The 18215-nt window shown below is 47.7% G+C and carries 14 protein-coding genes; 7 read left to right on the top strand and 7 right to left on the bottom strand.

Features of this window, described 5'->3' with window-relative positions; all coding sequences use genetic code 11:
• The first annotated feature begins 79 nt into the window (after positions 1 to 79).
• Positions 80 to 1075 carry a zinc-binding dehydrogenase gene (locus CKK33_RS03050; protein ID WP_095702694.1) on the top strand — a complete coding sequence of 332 codons (996 nt, stop codon included), beginning with the start codon at positions 80 to 82 and terminating at the stop codon, positions 1073 to 1075.
• The gene (locus CKK33_RS03045) at positions 1068 to 2093 is read left to right on the top strand and encodes a ferredoxin--NADP reductase (RefSeq protein WP_095702693.1); all 1026 of its coding nucleotides are present in this window, start codon (positions 1068 to 1070) and stop codon (positions 2091 to 2093) included. The genes CKK33_RS03050 and CKK33_RS03045 overlap by 8 nt, the downstream gene beginning before the upstream one ends.
• Here CKK33_RS03045 and CKK33_RS03040 read toward each other — a convergent pair.
• Positions 2090 to 3262, bottom strand: a complete 1173-nt coding sequence (locus CKK33_RS03040) for a PepSY domain-containing protein (RefSeq protein WP_158223388.1) — start codon at positions 3260 to 3262, stop codon at positions 2090 to 2092. The genes CKK33_RS03045 and CKK33_RS03040 overlap by 4 nt on opposite strands.
• 170 nt (positions 3263 to 3432) lie before the next feature.
• Between CKK33_RS03040 and CKK33_RS03035 the strand changes: the two genes are divergently transcribed.
• Positions 3433 to 4971 (top strand): YifB family Mg chelatase-like AAA ATPase, encoded by a 1539-nt coding sequence (locus CKK33_RS03035; protein ID WP_095702691.1) that lies wholly within the window; start codon positions 3433 to 3435, stop codon positions 4969 to 4971.
• A gap of 114 nt (positions 4972 to 5085) precedes the next feature.
• A complete protein-coding gene (gene radA, locus CKK33_RS03030) occupies positions 5086 to 6495 on the top strand; it encodes a DNA repair protein RadA (protein ID WP_095702690.1) in 1410 nt (469 codons plus the stop codon).
• 3 nt (positions 6496 to 6498) lie between these two features.
• Here radA and CKK33_RS03025 read toward each other — a convergent pair whose 3' ends face one another.
• The 3 genes from CKK33_RS03025 to CKK33_RS03015 form a co-directional block, all read right to left on the bottom strand.
• On the bottom strand, positions 6499 to 7737 hold the full coding sequence (locus CKK33_RS03025) for a PP2C family protein-serine/threonine phosphatase (RefSeq protein ID WP_095702689.1): 1239 nt from the start codon (positions 7735 to 7737) through the stop codon (positions 6499 to 6501).
• 101 nt (positions 7738 to 7838) lie between these two features.
• Positions 7839 to 8969, bottom strand: coding sequence for a glycosyltransferase (locus tag CKK33_RS03020; protein ID WP_095702688.1), 1131 nt, complete (start codon positions 8967 to 8969; stop codon positions 7839 to 7841).
• Complete coding sequence (locus CKK33_RS03015) at positions 8953 to 9927, bottom strand: lysylphosphatidylglycerol synthase domain-containing protein (RefSeq protein ID WP_095702687.1); 975 nt, start codon at positions 9925 to 9927, stop codon at positions 8953 to 8955. Before CKK33_RS03015 ends, CKK33_RS03020 begins: the two co-directional genes overlap by 17 nt.
• A 221-nt stretch (positions 9928 to 10148) precedes the next feature.
• Here CKK33_RS03015 and CKK33_RS03010 point away from each other — a divergent pair, with 221 nt between their 5' ends.
• Positions 10149 to 11366, top strand: coding sequence for a PQQ-dependent sugar dehydrogenase (locus tag CKK33_RS03010; RefSeq protein ID WP_095705729.1), 1218 nt, complete (start codon positions 10149 to 10151; stop codon positions 11364 to 11366).
• A gap of 130 nt (positions 11367 to 11496) precedes the next feature.
• Here the strand turns inward: CKK33_RS03010 and CKK33_RS03005 are convergent, their stop codons facing one another.
• Positions 11497 to 14391, bottom strand: a complete 2895-nt coding sequence (locus CKK33_RS03005) for a DEAD/DEAH box helicase (protein ID WP_095702686.1) — start codon at positions 14389 to 14391, stop codon at positions 11497 to 11499.
• A 240-nt stretch (positions 14392 to 14631) separates the two neighbouring features.
• Between CKK33_RS03005 and CKK33_RS03000 the strand changes: the two genes are divergently transcribed.
• Positions 14632 to 14907, top strand: a complete 276-nt coding sequence (locus tag CKK33_RS03000; protein WP_095702685.1) for a hypothetical protein — start codon at positions 14632 to 14634, stop codon at positions 14905 to 14907.
• Positions 14908 to 14957: 50 nt separating this feature from the next.
• On the opposite strand, the gene CKK33_RS02995 is transcribed toward CKK33_RS03000, so the two are convergent.
• Together CKK33_RS02995 and dapF are read right to left on the bottom strand one after the other, a co-directional pair.
• Positions 14958 to 15605: a TlpA disulfide reductase family protein gene (locus CKK33_RS02995; protein ID WP_095702684.1), complete on the bottom strand. Its 648-nt coding sequence runs from the start codon at positions 15603 to 15605 to the stop codon at positions 14958 to 14960.
• Positions 15606 to 15636: 31 nt separating this feature from the next.
• On the bottom strand, positions 15637 to 16434 hold the full coding sequence (gene dapF / locus CKK33_RS02990) for a diaminopimelate epimerase (protein ID WP_095702683.1): 798 nt from the start codon (positions 16432 to 16434) through the stop codon (positions 15637 to 15639).
• Positions 16435 to 16630: 196 nt separating this feature from the next.
• On the opposite strand from dapF, the gene CKK33_RS02985 reads away from it, so the two are divergent.
• Positions 16631 to 18166, top strand: coding sequence for a Do family serine endopeptidase (locus CKK33_RS02985; protein ID WP_095702682.1), 1536 nt, complete (start codon positions 16631 to 16633; stop codon positions 18164 to 18166).
• Positions 18167 to 18215 lie beyond the last annotated feature (49 nt).

Raw genomic sequence — 18215 nt, 5'->3', positions numbered from 1 at the left:
GACTACTTTATAAGGATGGCGTTATAGAACCCTCTCCTCTGGAGAGGGCAGGGTGAGGCAAAAATTATTTTCAAATCCAATGAAAGCAGTCGTACTTGAATCGGCAGAAAACCCGATAGTTGTTAAAGAAGTTGCCAAACCGGTGCCGGGCGCAGGTGAGGTATTGGTGCAAATAAAAGCAGCGGCCTTAAACCGCCGCGACTGGTGGATAACCCAGGGCAAGTATGCGGGCATTAAATATCCTACCATTTTAGGAGCCGATGGCGCAGGAATTGTGGCCGAAGCAGGCGAAGGGGCGGAAAGATGGATGGGTAAAGAAGTGATCATCAATCCTTCCCATAACTGGGGCGACCACCCGGAATACCAGGGCAAAGATTTTAAGATACTGGGCCTGCCGGATGATGGTACGCTGGCTGAATATGTTTTGGTGAAGGCCGAATACTTGTATCCTAAACCAACGCATTTGAATTGGGAGCAGGCTGCGGCTATCCCTTTGGCGGGTTTAACGGCTTACCGGGCATTGTTCAGCAAAGCGCGTTTAAAAAAAGGCGATAAGGTTTTGATTGTGGGTGTTGGCGCAGGCACCGGCACCTTTTTGTTGCAATGGGCCGTGGCGGCCGGGGCGCAGGTTTTTGTAACCTCGGGCAGTGGCGAAAAAATTGAGCGAGCCAGGCAACTGGGCGCGGCAGCGGGTGTAAATTATAAGGCGCAGGATTGGGCACAGGAATTAAAACACCTGGCCGGTGGCTTTGATATTGTAGTGGACAGCGCCTTGGGTTCAGATTTTGCCAAGATACCCGATCTTTGTAACCCCGGCGGCCGTATCGTTTTCTTTGGCGGTACAGCAGGGAATATCCCCGAGCTCAACGCGAGGCCATTGTTCTGGAAACAGCTGCAGTTGCTTGGCACCACCATGGGTACGCAGGAAGAATTTAAAGCCATGCTGCAGTTTGTAAATGAGCACAAAATTATACCTGTTATTGACGACGTACTGCCGCTTGCCGAAGCCAAAACGGCATTTGAAAAAATGGGCGCTTCAAAGCAGTTTGGTAAAATTGTGCTGGTAAATGCTTGAACTCAGGGTTGAACGTATTGTTAGGGAACTGCCCGATGCCGGCACTTTTTACCTGGCAGAGCGTAACGGTAAGCGGATAGCTTACAAGGCGGGGCAGTTTTTGACGCTTATTTTTAACCACCATCAGGAGGAGATTAGGCGTTCCTACTCGTTATGCTCCTCGCCCGATGAGCCTTTGCTGGCTATTACCGTTAAACGGGTAGCCAACGGCGAGATCTCCCGCTTTTTACTGAGTAAGGTAAACGAAGGGGATATTCTCTATTCGGCGGAGCCTGCCGGTATTTTTACTGCTGATGATAGCATAGGTGAAGCCGATGTGGTATTTTTCGCGGCGGGCAGTGGCATTACGCCGGTATTTGCTTTACTGAAATACATGCTCAACCGCCCGGGAACGGGCAAGCTCCATTTGATATACAGCAACCGCTCTCGCCGCGACATACTTTTTTATGATGCGCTTAACCGTTTAAAAAGCTTGTACACCACCCGCCTGGATATCACCTATCTCATCAGTGATGAAGGCCGCCGCATGAGCAACGCGGTAGTGGAGCGCCTGGTGAACCAACAACTGACCGGCGATAAGCAGAAAGCGCTGTTTTATCTCTGCGGCCCGTTCAGCTACATGCGTACCATACGGCTTACCCTGCACTACATAGGCATACACGACCGTAACATACGCAAGGAGAACTTTGTATTGGAAACGGTGCCGGTTACCGGCAGCCAAACGGTTTATCCGCCGCTAAAGATCCGCATTAACATAGGCGGTAAGGTGCATGATGTAATGGCGGGCGAAAACCAGTCGATACTACAGGCCGCGCTGCAAAATAAGGTGCAGTTGCCCTACAGTTGCCGTAACGGGATATGCTCGGCCTGCGTGGCATACTGTAAAACAGGCCGTGTAGAAATGGTGAAAAACGAGGTGCTTACGGATGAGGATATCGCCAGGGGTTTAATACTCACCTGTACCGGCCATGCCCTAACCGATGATGTGGAAATAACCTATAACCCAACTTCCCGTTAAGCCGGGACACGCGTTTGCCTTTTATGCGTTTTGTGATGCACTGCTGTCCGTACCTTTTTTCCTTTTGACTTATTGCGTTTGCCCAGCCAGATAATAAACCCCGTAACCGGCAGACTGGCGCAGATCAAACTGGCCACAAAAGCGATGATCTTGCCGGTTAACCCGCCTATTTGCCCTACGTGTATATCGTAGTTCATTTCGTTGAGCTTTAGCCCGGGGCTTTTCTTTTGCTGGGGCAGGTAGTGCAATAATTTACCGGTGTATTTATCAAAGGTATAGGCATCGCTGTTGTAGAAGTGCAGCGTTTTGGCATACGCGGTAACGCCAATAGTACCCGCGGCGCTCACCTTATCCATGTAAACCAAAAACATTTGCGCATTTGGCGAGCTTTTTTGCGCGGTGGCCAGCGCGCGGTCGGCTACAGGGATGTTGCTTTTGAAACCCTTTTGCAATGAGTCCGATTTAACGATCTGCTTTTCATGAGCGTATTGCTTGCCCAAATTACCCGCGTTATAAATCCCTTTCCGCACCCAGTCAAAGGATATGGACAGGCCGGTTATGGCCAGTATAAGCGCTATAGCGGTGGCGTAAAAACCAAGTACATTATGCAGATCGTAATTTACCCTGCGCCAGCGGCCGTTCCATTTAATGGTAAAACTGCGTTTGCGGTCGGTTTTACGTTTGGGCCACCACAGGATGATGCCGGTTATCATAATGACGACAAACAGCAAAACCGATATGCCTACCACCATGCCGCCAATAGCCGGCGGAAGCAGTAAGTACAGGTGTATATATTCCACCACCACAAAAAAGTTGCTTTGCAGCCGTTCTTCGTGGGTGATCTGGCCGGTGTATGGGTTCAGGTAAGTGCTGTAAAAGCCTTCTTTGCCTATATTGCTGAGCGCTACCGCGGGGCGATCTTTACCATAATAATAAATGTAGGACGGGTCGGCGCCGGGGTGGTTGGCTTTAACAATGGCTTCCAGTTTTGACGGAGGCAGGTAGGGCTTGTTTTGCACCGTTACGCTCCGATAGCTGTATATGGCATCCTGTATTTCATCCTGAAAGCAGAATATGCAGCCGGTAATGCTCACTATAAAAACAATTATCCCGGTAATAAAACCCAGCCATCGGTGGCAAAAAAGGACAAATTTTTTAAGTGGCGACATGCAGTTATTATTAAGACTAATTATAAATAAGGCCAAATGTAAGTGGTAATATCCGTACTTCCAAATTATCATCTGCTTAATAAAGATGCCTTATCGGGTAGCTAATTGTGCAAGGGTATATCTCTGATAGGTTAAAATGTCTATCTTTCGCTTAAAAAATAACCTGTCACGTGTTAGTTAAAACCTTTGGAAGCGCGGTTTATGGGATACAGGCTATCACCATTACCATTGAAGTGAATATTGCCGCCGGCACCAAATATTTTATTGTGGGTTTACCCGATGTTGCCGTGAAGGAAAGTTATTTCCGGATAGAATCGGCATTGAAGAATTGCGGTTACCGCATGCCGCGCCAGCAGGTGGTGGTAAATATGGCTCCCGCCGATATCAAAAAGGAAGGCTCGGCTTATGACCTTACCATTGCTACCGGCGTATTGGCAGCATCCGGCCAGATAGAGGCTACCGAGCTGGACCGTTACCTCATCATGGGCGAATTATCCCTGGATGGTGGCTTGCAACCTATAAAAGGTGCGCTGCCTATAGCTATACAAGCCCGCAAAGAGGGCTTCAAAGGTTTTATCCTGCCCAAACAAAACGCGCGTGAGGCGGCTATTGTGAACGACCTGGAGGTTTACGGCGTAGAGAACATTAAACAAGTGGCCGACTTTTTCAACGGCGACCAGAGCCTTAAGCCCGAGATAATAAATACCCGCGAGGAATTTTACGACAGCCTTGCCAATTACGACAGCGATTTTAGCGATGTGCGCGGTCAGGAAAACATCAAACGTGCTTTGGAGATAGCCGCTGCCGGCGGGCACAATGTAATTTTGATAGGCCCGCCCGGAGCGGGGAAAACCATGCTGGCGCGCAGGCTGCCTTCTATTTTGCCGCCGCTTAGTTTACATGAATCATTAGAGACCACCAAGATACATTCGGTAGCGGGCAAGCTTTCCGCGGCCGACGCGCTGGTAACCACCCGCCCATTCCGGTCGCCGCACCATACCATTAGCGATGTGGCTTTGGTGGGCGGTGGCAGTAACCCCCAGCCGGGAGAAATATCCCTTGCCCATAACGGTGTGCTGTTTCTGGATGAATTGCCCGAGTTTAAACGTACCGCCCTTGAGGTGATGCGCCAACCGCTTGAGGAACGCCGAGTGACCATATCACGCGCCAAATTTACCGTCGATTATCCCAGCAGTATTATGCTGGTGGCCAGCATGAACCCCTGCCCCTGCGGTTACTACAACCACCCCGAAAAGGAATGTATATGCCCGCCGGGCATGGTACAAAAGTACCTGAGCAAAATATCGGGTCCGCTGCTTGACCGTATCGACCTGCATGTGGAGGTAACGCCCGTTAACTTCAGCGAGCTATCATCCGAAAGGCTGGCCGAGAAAAGCGACCAGATACGCGAGCGGGTAGTAAAGGCCCGCGAAGTACAGTCGGCAAGGTTTGGTGAGCGGCCCGATCTGCATGCCAACGCGCAGATGAGCCCTCAAATGGTAAGGGACATCTGTAAAATAAACGCGGCCGGGCAAATGCTGCTCAAAAAAGCGATGGAAAAATTGGGCCTGTCCGCCCGGGCCTATGACCGTATCCTGAAAGTAGCCCGCACCATAGCCGACCTGGCAGGCAGCGAAGATATTCAACTGGAGCACCTGGCCGAAGCCATCCATTTCCGCAGCCTGGATAGAGAAGGTTGGGCAGGATGAGGTAGTGGATATTTAATCCAACTACTTAAATAGCGCCAGGCTTTTATGATTTTTGCTAATTTTAATAGCAAATAATCTGCATATTTGCACATCTGTAATCTGCATATCTGAACAATGGCTAAAACCAAGATCGCTTATTTCTGCCAGAGCTGTGGCTACGAGTCGCCTAAGTGGCTGGGCAAATGCCCAAGCTGCCAGCAATGGAATACTTTTGTTGAGGAGATACTGGAAAAAGGTAATGCCAGTGTTCCTAACTGGAAAGTCAGTGCTTCTACATCCATGCAGCGGGCCAACAAGCCGGTTGAGGTTGCGGATATCACCTACCGGGAGGAGCAACGCCTGCTCACGCCCGATAAAGAGTTTAACCGGGTTTTAGGCGGCGGCGTGGTGCCTGGCTCATTGGTGCTGATAGGCGGCGAGCCGGGCATCGGTAAATCAACCCTGATGCTGCAACTGGCGCTTAATATGCCCAATGTAAAAGTACTTTATGTGTCGGGCGAGGAAAGCGACCACCAGATAAAAATGCGCGCGGAAAGATTAGCCCCCCACCCCCCTGAAGGTGGGGCATGCTATATCCTTACGGAAACTTCTACCCAAAATATATTTAAGCAAATAGAGGAATTGCAGCCCGATGTGCTGGTGATCGATTCTATCCAGACCCTCCATTCGGCGCACGTGGAATCGACCCCGGGAAGTGTATCGCAGGTGCGGGAATGTACCGCGGAGCTGTTGCGTTTTGCCAAGGAAACCTCTACGCCGGTATTCCTGATAGGGCATATCACTAAGGACGGTATGATAGCCGGGCCAAAGATACTGGAGCATATGGTAGATACCGTACTACAGTTTGAGGGCGACCGCCACCATGTTTACCGTATTTTGCGTACTATAAAAAATCGTTTTGGCTCATCGTCTGAACTGGGTATTTACGAGATGTTGGGCGAGGGTTTGCGGGAAGTATCAAATCCTTCGGAGATACTGTTGTCGCAGCGCGAGGATGGTTTAAGCGGCATCACCATTTCGGCCACGCTGGAAGGTATGCGCCCCATGCTGATTGAAACGCAGGCATTGGTTAGCCCCTCGCCTTACGGCACGCCGCAACGCAGCGCCACCGGTTTTGATACCAAGCGCATGAGTATGCTGCTGGCTGTGCTGGAGAAACGATGTGGCTTCAGGCTGGGCACACAGGACGTCTTTCTGAATATTACCGGCGGTATCCGTGTGGAGGACCCCGCTATTGACCTTGGCCTGGCTATAGCCATTATATCTTCGCACGAGGATATCCCTATTTCTGCCAAAACCTGCTTTGCCGGGGAGATAGGCCTGTCTGGCGAGATACGTGCCGTTAACCGTGTGGAGCAGCGCATTGCCGAAGCACAAAAACTGGGTTTTGAGCAGATATTTATCTCCAAATACAATATGCCATCAGCAGCTAAGGATAAAGCGAAGCTGGATCTTACACGGTATGCTATAGATGTAAGGCCTGTAGGCCGTATTGAAGAGGTATTTACCTTGCTCTTTGGCTAAGCGTTAGTAGAGGCGCAGGGTAAGGAGGGTAATATCATCTATCAGCCTGCCTTTTACCACGTTATTGATGTGGTGCATCAATTCTTCGTTAAACTGGTCGGGGGTTTTATCGCCGTTTAACACTACGTATTCCACCATTTTTTCTTCGTTCCAGTTTTTACTGTTCTGCGCCTCAATATCCATTAAGCCATCGGTATAATTAAAAAGCAGGCTTCCGGGCTCTACGTCAATTTCACCCTCGTTTAAAAATGGCAGCTCGTCAAACGCGCCTATCATGGTAGTGCCGAGCTTTAGCTGTACGGCCTCGCCGTCAGCGTATAAAATGGTAGGGTTGTGCCCGGCGTTTATATAATTAAGGCGGCGCGTTTTTTGGTTGTATTTAGCCAGGAAAAGTGTAATAAAGCGTTCGCCCTTGGTGTTGCGTATCACAATTTTATTAAGGCGCTCAACTACGGTGGTCAGGTCGTCTTCAATAGCTACCAGGCCATGCAGGCTGGCCTGGAAATTAGCCATCAGCAGCGCTGCCGATATCCCCTTTCCCGATACATCGGCCACACACCATAAAAATTCGTTCTCGTTGAGCCTGAAAAAGTCAAAGTAATCACCGCCAATGTCCTGGTGCGGCAGATACTTGGCGTCTACCTCTATCCCGTCCTCGTGGTATTCGCGCAGCGGTACCAGCATGTTCTGCACTTCCACGGCAAGTTCCATTTCCCGCTGCATACGTTCGGCCAGTAAGCGTTCGCGAAAAAGCCGCTTATTCTCCAGGGCCACAACAATTACATTGATAAGGGTTTGGATAAAATTGAGGTCGTTATTGAGCATGGCGCTGCTGGTATCAAAATCGCCAATGAGGGCAAAGGCCAGCGCCTTGTTCTTATGATAGATAGGGATAAAGTAATTATATGTGCTTAAGATCTTGTCGGCGTGCCCGTTAAGTGGCGAGGGCGATTTGATCTTGCTTAAATGTTTCCAGGTGTTGTTTAATACGATGGGCGATTCGGCAACCCCGCCAAATTTGGATATACAGCTAAAATTGCCCCCTTTTTCTATCATGAACCTGAACTTGCCTATTTGCAGGTAGCTCTTCAGGATCACCTCCAGCATCTGAAACAACGTGGTGGTAGGCGTATTCTTGTTGATGGCGCGGGTAACTTCCAGTAAGGAGTTGAGTTCCGACTGTCGCTTTAAAAGCAACCGTATCAGCTCGTCCTCTCCGGAGTTTTCATGATAGTTTTGCATTACTTTGGTAACAGGCAGCCTAAAATAGATAAATAATCTGTTTAAAAGTGTGTAACAGAATTAAATTATAAAATTAGATAATTGCCTGTTAATAGCAGCGATTAACGAACCACCCGGCCTTTCCAGGCGTATTTGCGAGTATTGCCCAGCAAGCCTACATACACAAAATAAACAATGTGTATGGGGCCAAGTATAATTAACAGGCTCACCAGCCCCGGCCTTTTAAAGAAGGCGGTAATAGGGAGCAGAAAAGCCACTTCAATAAGGTATTTTAACAGGAATTGCACCAGGAAAAGTTCAAGAAAAGTAATGCTGTAAAAACCCAGCGCGGCGTTCACCAATAACGAAAGATTAAACAGCCAAATGCAAACTGCGAGGGCTACCACCTTTTTATCCTTATACCGGGTTGATTTGGAAGCCCACCTGCGCCTTTGCTGCAAAAACTCCTGCAAGGTATGCTTGGCATGCGTATACACTACAGCATCACGGTTTTTGAGGAACGCTATCCGGTGGGGATATACTTCGGCTACCTTTTGCAGCAGCAGTTCATCATCGCCTGATGCCAGGTCGTCAATACCCTTAAAGCCACCTACCTCGTAAAATACATCCTTGCGGTAGGCAAAGTTAGCCCCATTACAGGTGGATGCCCTGCCATTGCCAATAAAGGCCGCGCCAATGCCAATAAGGTACGAGAACTCCAGCGTTTGCAGGCGTTCAAACAAAGAGCGCTCTTCAAAATAGGTTACCGGCGAGGAGATCATGACCGGGTTCCGAGTTTCATAGCAGCTCACTACAGACGAAAGCCATTGGGTACCCATGCGGCAATCGGCATCGGTACAAACCATTAACTCTCCGGTTGACATGCCTATGGCTTCAGCAATGGCCTTCTTTTTATAGGAGTTGAGGGGTTTATCCTCATTCAGCTGCAGCAGCTTAACGCCCCTGCCGGCATAACCGCGTATAATGTTGGCGGTATCATCAGTAGAGTGGTCGTCAACAATGATAATTTCGGTAAGGTGTTTGGGGTAATCCTGCGCCAGGATATCCTCAATGGTCAGGTGAATACGCTCGGCCTCGTTTCGGGCGGCTATCAGTATGGTTACCGGTGTGACAAATGTAGTTTGGGTAAGCCTCGCGCGCTTTAACGCGGCCCAGCCTTTAATGAGGTAGCCAACCACCAGCAGGTAAAGGCCGGTAAGTAATAACGAAATAATACTATGCAGTGCGATCAAAGAATCTCAGTTTAAAAACAAATATAGAGCCGATAATGGCCGGTATGATCAGGTTGATGAGCCAGATAGATGATACCGCTGCAATTATAGCTATTTGCTGGTTGGTTATGTATAAAAATAAATGCATGGCCGTAAAGCTGCGCACGCCTATATCAAGCAGGTCAAGCGAGGGCATGGCCGATTGGATGAAGATGAACACCAGCACCGTCATGACCATGCTGAATAGGGGCAGTTGCGGCAGTAGCAGGTGAATGACCAGGTAGTACTGGAACGAGAAAACAAAAAAGCGCGCCAGGCTATAGCCAAAAACCACCAGCAGTTCGCGCTGGCTGTACCGGCCCATAATATCAAAGAACCTACGAAATTTTCTGAGGAAACTGATCCTGTCCAGCCATTTTACCAGCAGGCCTATACGAAAGTAAAGCAGCAGGAACAGCGCTAAAAAAGCGACCGACAACAACGTAATGCCAAGAAAAAGCCAGATATTTAAATGCAGAAAATGGTAAATAAACCATAAGGAAGCAAGGATGCCCACCAGGTTAGTGATCACATTTTGAGCGAACGCGCCCACGGCCATAGCGAACACACCATGTATGCGCTTGCGGTTGGGTAAAAACATTACCCGCCCGCCATATTCGCCAATACGGTTAGGGGTAAATATGGCCCAGCTTAAGCCGCAAAATACTGCTTCAACGGCCTGCCATGCGCTCAGGCGGGTGAGCTTTTTAGCCAGGTATTGCCATTTTAAGCTTTCCAGCGCCCAATTAACCACCATGAGTACTACAACGGCGCCCATGGTATACACCACCTCGGCCCGGCTGATAACCGAGGTGAGGTTTTTAAACTGCTGCAGGCTATCGTTCTTACTTAGAAGTTTATGGTAGACAAATAATACTGTTAAAACAAGTATTGATGCCTTTAACAGGTACGAGAATATCTTTTTAGCGGCTACTGTCAACTATTAAAATTTGTGCAATGTTACAAAAAGCAGTTTTGATGCAGCGTAAAATTGTTGTGCCGCCCGGTGTGTTTATGCGGCAATTACGCGGTAAATTGAGAGTTATACAATATGCCGGCTAATTTGTTTTTTAACAGGGGATGCAAACAAATATTAATTTTTTAATATTGCTTCTATTACCCCACATAACCAACAAGTACCGCATACATTACCAACTACTTATGTTTACGCTATCAAAAAAATTATTTATGGCAGCAGGCCTTGCCGTGTGCTGCGCGGGCGCTAATGCCGGCAATCTGCAACGCGATACCGCCCTTGCCCCGGTTGAAACGCAAAAGCCCAATACTAATTACAAACCAGCCTTTCGCGGGCAAACGCGCATAGGCGGTGTGAAAACCAAAACGCCTTACGCGGCAACGGTGATCAACAACGAATTGAAGAACCCCTGGGGCATACACGTACTGCCCGACGGGCGGTTCCTGATCACGGAGAAGGCCGGCTCCATGCGCATACTAAAAGCCAACGGCGCGTTTGATAAACAGATCACCGGTTTCCCGCCGGTATTGTTTAAGGCACAGGGTGGTTTACTGGATGTAACTATCGACCCCGCTTTTGCCACTAACCGCATGGTTTACTGGGGCTATGCCGAAGAAGCTCCGGGTGGCTCGCTGCTGGCCATTGCCAAAGGCAAGTTATCGGCCGATGAAACCAAGCTGGAAAATGTACAGGTGATTTACCGGGCTGAGCCGGCTTACAAAGGAACCCTGCAATATGGCTGCCGTATTGTTTTTGATAAAAACGGCAATTTGTTTGTAAGCACAGGCGAGCGTAGCGGAGCCGATATCCGCATGAAAGCGCAGGACCTTGGCGCGGGTATAGGTAAGATCATCCATATCACCAGGGCAGGTAAGGCGGTACCCGGTGGCCCGTTTGGGGGTAAGGCTGGTGCTTTGCCCGAAATATATGCTTATGGATTGCGCAACCCCGACGGCCTGGCCTGGAACCCGGTGACGGGCGACCTGTGGGAAGCAGAATTTGGCCCCCGCGGCGGCGACGAGATTAATATTATTAAGCCCGGAAATAATTATGGCTGGCCGGTAATTACCTACGGTATTGAGTACAGCGGCGAAAAGGTGGGCGATGGCATACAGCAAAAAGAAGGTATGACACAGCCCATTTATTATTGGGACCCTACCATATCGCCCGGTGGCATTACTTTTTACACCGGGAATATCGCCGAGTGGAAGAGCAACCTGTTTGTAGGCGGCTTAAGCGGCTCGCACATCGCGCGCCTGGTGATCAGGAACAATAAAGTAGTGGGCGAGGAACGTTTGCTGCGCGATAAAAACGAACGCTGGCGGGCATTGGTTACCGGCAAGGACGGCGCCCTGTACGGCTTAACCGATAGCGGTAAATTTTACAGGATAGCGAAGAAGTAGCGGCCTGATGCCTTCTATATACGAAAGGTAATTACATCTTGTCATGCTGAGCGAAAGCGGATCATCTTTCAAACAATTATAGCGTAGATAGATGCTTCGTTCCTCAGCATGACAATTTTGTTTATAATTCCTACCCCAAAATCTCCTTAATATCATCCGCTGAAAGCGACTTGATGAAACTTTCTTCGGTGGTGATGAGGGAGCGGGCTACGCTGAGCTTGCGTTGCTGCAGGGCCAGTATCTTTTCTTCTACGGTATCTTTTGTGATGAATTTGTAGATGAATACGTTTTTGGTTTGGCCAATGCGGTGCGTGCGGTCAATGGCTTGCTGCTCAACGGCAGGGTTCCACCACGGGTCCAGGATAAATACGTAGTCGGCCTCGGTGAGGTTGAGGCCTACGCCGCCAGCCTTTATCGAGATCAGGAACACTTGGGTTTTGGCATCTTGCTGAAACTTCTGCACTACATCGCCTCGGTTTTGTGTACCGCCATCCAGGTAAACGTAAGGGATATTCTCGCGCTCAAAATATTCGCGGTAAATGGTAAGCTGTTTCACAAACTGCGAGAATATCAGCACCTTATGGCCGCCATCCAAAACGTTGGCGAGGGTGTGTGTCACGTTCTCGAACTTGCCGCTATCGCCCTCGTATTCGGCATCTATCATGGAAGGGTGGTTGGCTATCTGCCGCAATTTGATGAGCCCTTGCAATACCTGTATCTGCGTTTTAGCAAAGGTGCCGTCTTCCAGGCTGCGCAGTAGTTCGTTACGGTATTCTGATTTTACCTTATCGTACACGGTGGCTTGTTCTTCGCTCATCTGGCAATAGAACAGGTTTTCGGTTTTTGGCGGCAGCTCGGTAGCTACCTGCTCCTTGGTACGGCGCAGCACAAAGGGTTTGATGATGGCTTGCAGCTTGCGCGCTTTATCCTCGTCCTTCTTTTTTTCTATCGGCGTCACAAACTCGTTCTGGAAAAACTGCTGCGAACCCAGCAGGCCGGGGTTAATGAAGGTCATCTGCGTCCACAAGTCGTTCACAGAATTTTCAACCGGAGTACCGCTCAGTATCAATTTATAGCGCGATTTAAGCTGCTTAACCGCCTGGAAAGATTTGGACGAGGCGTTCTTGATGTTCTGGCTTTCGTCCAGTATCACATACTCAAAAAAGTAAGCCTTAAACATCTCTATGTCAATCCGGCTGATGCCATAGGTGGTAATTACCACATCATAATTGGCAAATACCTCTGCCGATTTGTATCGGAAAGCACCCGTATGCACCATGATACGTAACTGCGGCGCGAATTTTTTAGCCTCGTTAAGCCAGTTGTAGATCAGCGAGGTAGGCATAATTATAAGTGAGGTGCTTTTGCCGCCCGCCGCCTCGGTTTCTTCCTTATGCTTTTGCAGCAATGAAAGCGTTTGTATGGTTTTACCGAGGCCCATATCATCCGCCAGGCAGCCGCCAAAGTGATAATGTTTTAAAAAATGGAACCAGTTATACCCAGCCTTTTGGTAAGGCCGCAGGCTACCGGCGAAGTTTATCGGCATGGGTATATCTTCTGTTTCTTCAAAATCGGTAAGCTTTTGCAGCTTGCGACTCATAGCCACCTCGGCCATTTCGCCGCCGGAGAGGTCGTTCACCAGGCCCAGGTGATGCCGGCGCAGTTTAATTTCATCGCCTCCCTCGCTAAAATGCAACAGGTTGCCATACTGTGAAAACCAGCTTTCGGGTATTACCGCTATTTCGCCTGATGGCAGTACAAACTCTTTACGATGGTTGAGGATATGGTTCTTTAACTGGATGAACGGTATACGGTACGGCCCGAAGGATACTACGGCGTTGATGTCAAACCAATCATTTTGTTCGTTTACCTCCAGGTCGATACGGGTATTGCCAAAAACATAGCGCTTCTGGCCGTCGGGTTGCTCTATCTCAAAGCCTTTTTCAAGCAGCTCGTCATGGTGGTGGTTAAGCCATTCAAAAATAGGGAACGAGCGGTCGGCATCGTCATCAGTGGCAGCGACCTCCAGGTTCTGGAATAAGGATGATGTCGTTTTCAACCCCATGCTTTCCAACTGCTGCAGTTTGCCTTTTTCCCAGCTAACCGATCTCCGGATGCGGTGGAAAAGGTAATCGTCGCCATTTTTTTCCATACGTACCGAAATATGCCGGCCATCCCCGTAAGGAAAAACATATCCCGCGTATTTAAAATACAGCTGCAGCTGCGATGTGCCACCCTCCACATAAATAGGCTTTACGCAGGCAATGGCATCATACTTTTCGGTATTAATGGTAAAGCCTTCGGCGTAAACGTTATATTTTTCTATCAGCGGGGCAACAAATTTTTCAAAGTAAGAATGCTCTGATGATTTGGGGATAGAGATATACCGCTTATTTAAAAAAGGCAATAGCTTTTTGCCCTCAATATCTTTATCAAAATAATACAGGGTATCGTCAAGCAGCATCCAGGCGGGGTGATTACAGATAATTTCCGCGTCCTTGAACATGAACTCGATACGCATGCCCTGGTATTTAATGGTAGGGAAGTAGCGTATCTCGTCGTCGCCGCGCCTGAAATGGAATAAAACGGACGCGGCTTCGTCGGCTATATGCACCTTTCGCCCAGCGGGATAACCCTCTTTGCTCATGAGGTATATCTGCTTGTCGCGCAGCATGCTTAGCGCTTCTACCAGCTTCTTTTCAATTTTTGGGCGGATGATATCAAAAAGCTGTTCATTAAATATCTTTCCGAAAAACTCGAACGGCCTTATGGGTTTTTTGTGAAATTTTTTGATGATGTTCCCCTGCTCAATATCCTCCAATATCTTGATCAGCTTGCGGTCGGTATCATCAATGCAGGCGTTAAATTCTTCGGCGGTATTAGAGAAAAGGCGCTGGTGGGTAAAGGAGAACTCGCCATTAGGATTAAGCTGTACCACATGCGGTTCAATAACGTACGACAAGTAATCGTGCCTGGCAATGGCATATATCAATTGGCAGGGCTTGGTACTGTCTACGCGTAGCATTAATCTTTTTTTAGGTAAAAAATTAATAGAAGCTACGTTAATAAAAAATTCAAACGTAAATTAAAAAATCTGTACTCAAAAATTTTTCTGAGATAAAAATAAATGATTTTCCGTAACGCTTGATAATGAACAATTTGCTTGTAATTATTACGAACAAATAGTGCATGAATAGTGTTGTGATTGTAACTAATGAGAAAGGTGCGCGACATGCGCTAAAATCAAACTTTAAATTTTATAATTATGAAGAAATTTGACAGGCTTTCAAGAGAAGAAATGAAACAGGTTTTGGGTGGATATGCTATGCCTCCCGGCGACGGTGGTTCGGTAACATTATCCTGTTCATGCACCTGTAACAGTGGTATTGGCACGCAACCGAGTTTTACCTTAGACGTATCTAACTATGATTCATCGAAAAGTTATGTACCTGGTGCGTCAGCTTGTAATTGTTCAACCATATATTTTGCGGCACAGCCGGGCTACAACTCGGGCAGTTGTTCAAGAATATATGAAGCGTAATTACTTGCTTAGAATAACAGGCCTGTATGTAATATATGAGCCTGTTATTCTTAATACTTAAACAAGCCTTTTACATCAAAGTCTTTAACTTCTTTAGTGTATTTCTTTCCGAGGCATTCATATATTACACGCGTAAGGGTGTTATCCAAAAGCTCATCGTTATCAGTTTCGGTATTTTTTGCCCCTTGAGTAAACGACCTGATTTTACCTTGCTTATCTAACACGATGGTACAGGGATAATTTTTTATACCGTATGTCTGTTCCGACAGGTAGCGGGTGGAGTCGACAATGGTTTTAAAGTAAAACGGATTGCCGGCCAGGTATTGCCTAAGCTTGCCAGGCTTATCTGAGGCTATAGAAATAAAAGCCACCTTATCATTTTTAAATTTGCCGGTGATTTTGTTGAGAGAAGGGCGTTCTAAACGGCAGGGCGCACAGTCAACAAACCAAAAGTTAAGCACCACTACGTATCCGCGTAATTTTTTCAGATCAACAACTTCATTTTTTAAAGTGCGGCCTTTAAAAAAAGGAGCGAGTACACCGTTCATACATCCGGTGTTGTACGCCAATATATTTTTATTGAGCGAGCAGTTCTTTAAGGCACGGCTATAGTTTAAGGGCTGAGCGCCTGTGCCTGATGAAAGCAAAAGCACCATGGCGAGTATAGCCGGAAAGGTTTTGAAGAAGCTAATAGTCATGGTTTAACCGTCCCAAATCTGATGCCGTTTTTTACGCCTTGTTATCAACCAATATCGTCCCTTCAAAGACCTTTTTGGCGGGGCCTTCTAAAAATATATCATTGAACTTTTCGCCATCATAGCGAAAGCGGATATTCAGGTTGCCGCCCAATACCCTTATTGGCGTACTGATCTGCCCTAATAAGTTGTGGTGCCTGGCCATAGCCAGTGCAACGGCGGTAACCCCTGTTCCGCAGGCGTAGGTTTCATTTTCCACACCGCGCTCAAACGTGCGCACAAAGTAACCTTCGCCTTCGGGCTCCACAAAATTTACGTTAATGCCCTCCTGTTTGTAGGTAGCGTTATTGCGTATGGCGCGGCCCTCGTTAAACACATCTTTAAACGCCAGGTCGTGCGTTGGTTTAACATAATGCGGAGAGCCGGTATTAAGCACAAAGGCGTCGGCATCGGTATTAACGGTGTCCACATCAATCATCTGGAGGCTTACCCATTCGCCATCTGCTGAAATTTTGGCATAGTGGGGGCCGTCTGTAGCCAGAAAATTTGTCGTGTCGGTAATTACACCCAGATGTTTCGCAAAAGCTACAATACAACGCCCGCCGTTACCGCACATGCTGCCCTCGTTCCCGTCGGCATTATAGTATACCATTTTAAAGTCGTAACCGGCCTGGTTCTCCAGCAACATCAGGCCGTCGCCTCCAATCCCGAAACGGCGGTCGCAAAGCAGGGCAACGGTTTCTTTATCAAGGTTTTGAATGTTGTTTTCGCGGTTGTCTATCAACACAAAATCGTTGCCGGCACCCTGGTATTTATGAAAATTTATCTGCACTTTACTGTTCTTATTATTGATGGAAGCATGTATGGTGCTCCCTGTAACAAATATAGGGTAAGCGTTAACTTCATTTTAACAATATTTAACATTATTACACATACCTTATTATTGATTATTTCGTCTATATGGTATTAAATTTGAAATCCCTGATAAATAACGATTAAACAGAAAAGAAAAAGTGGAAAATAATAATATGAAAAAGTTTGGTATAACATTGTTAACCGCCTTCGCGGGCGGTGCGCTCGCTTTGGGCGCGTACAAGTTCGTGGAGAACAAGTACGACCAAAACATGAGCATAGAGGATAAGCAGAAAGTCTATTTTGCCAGCAACCCCGAAAAAAGTAATATGGTATCATCAGCCGGATCGGTTGATTTTACACAGTCTGCTGCCGAGGTTACTCCGGCGGTAGTTTATATACGCACCACATACGCCAGCAATTCTTCTGAGGGCGGCGGTTCCGACCCGTTTGAGCAGATGTTTGGGCAGATGTTTGGCCAGCGTATGCGCCCGCAGGGCCCGCAAATGGCATCAGGTTCCGGTGTAATTATCTCACCTGATGGTTATATTGTTACCAACAACCACGTGGTAGCCAAGGCCGAGAAGATACAAATTGTAACCAACGACCACCGCAGCTTTGAGGCTAAGGTAATAGGTACCGACCCTAATACCGACCTTGCCCTTATTAAAGTGAACGCTACTAACCTGCCTATTGTGAAATTAGGTAACTCTGATGCTGTACGTGTTGGGGAGTGGGTACTGGCAGTTGGTAATCCGTTTAAATTAAACTCAACCGTTACCGCGGGTATCGTAAGCGCCAAAGGCCGTAGCATAGGTATTATTGGCCGCGACGATGACGAGGATAACCCATATCCGGTAAGGCAGCAGGAAACCCCTTCATTTAAAAAAGGTATCGAGTCGTTCATACAAACTGATGCCGCTATCAATCCTGGTAACAGTGGCGGCGCGCTGGTAAATACCAATGGCGAACTCATCGGTATCAACGCGGCGATTGCTTCACACACCGGTTCATATGAAGGATATGGTTTCGCTATCCCAATTAACCTGGCTAAAAAGGTATTGAACGATATTAAGAAATATGGTTCGGTTAAACGTGGTTATGTAGGTATTGGCTTTGCCGACCTAAGCGACCCTGAACAGGCTAAAAGTGTAAACAGCACTAAAACAAATGGTTTGTATGTGAACAGCGTATTACCTGGTAGCGGCGCATTGGAAGCCGGTATTAAGGAAGGTGATATTATTACCAAAGTAGATGGTAATACTGTGTATGAATCATCAGACCTCCAGGAGCGTGTGGCCCGTTTACAGCCTGGCGATAAAATTAACCTTACCGTTTTGCGTAATGGCAGCGAAAAGAACTTCACCGTAACGCTTAAAGCCGATGCGCCATCAAACAGAACAGCCGCTGTTTCTAAATCAGCTACTGAACTGTTTAACAAATTAGGCGCGAGCTTCCAGCCATTAAACGCGGCTCAAAAAGCTAAGTTCCATGTAAATGGTGGTGTGCTGGTAACACAGGTACGCCAGGGTGGTGTGTTTGATAACACCGAGATCCCTGTAGGTTCTATCATTACCTCTATCAACAGGAAACCGATCAACAGTGTTGATGACATTGATAAAGCGATCACTAACCTTAGAAATGGTATGTTGCTGATAACCGGCTACTACCCTGATGGCGGCAGCTTTAACAACATGTTCCAGGTGCAATAATCACTCAATTTCCTTAATACCAGCGAGGCCCGGGTTACACAACCCGGGC

Source organism: Mucilaginibacter sp. MD40, from assembly GCF_002288635.1.
GTDB lineage: Bacteria > Bacteroidota > Bacteroidia > Sphingobacteriales > Sphingobacteriaceae > Mucilaginibacter.
Note: the sequence above shows the minus strand (reverse complement) of the source record. Positions and strands in the feature narration are given on the sequence as shown.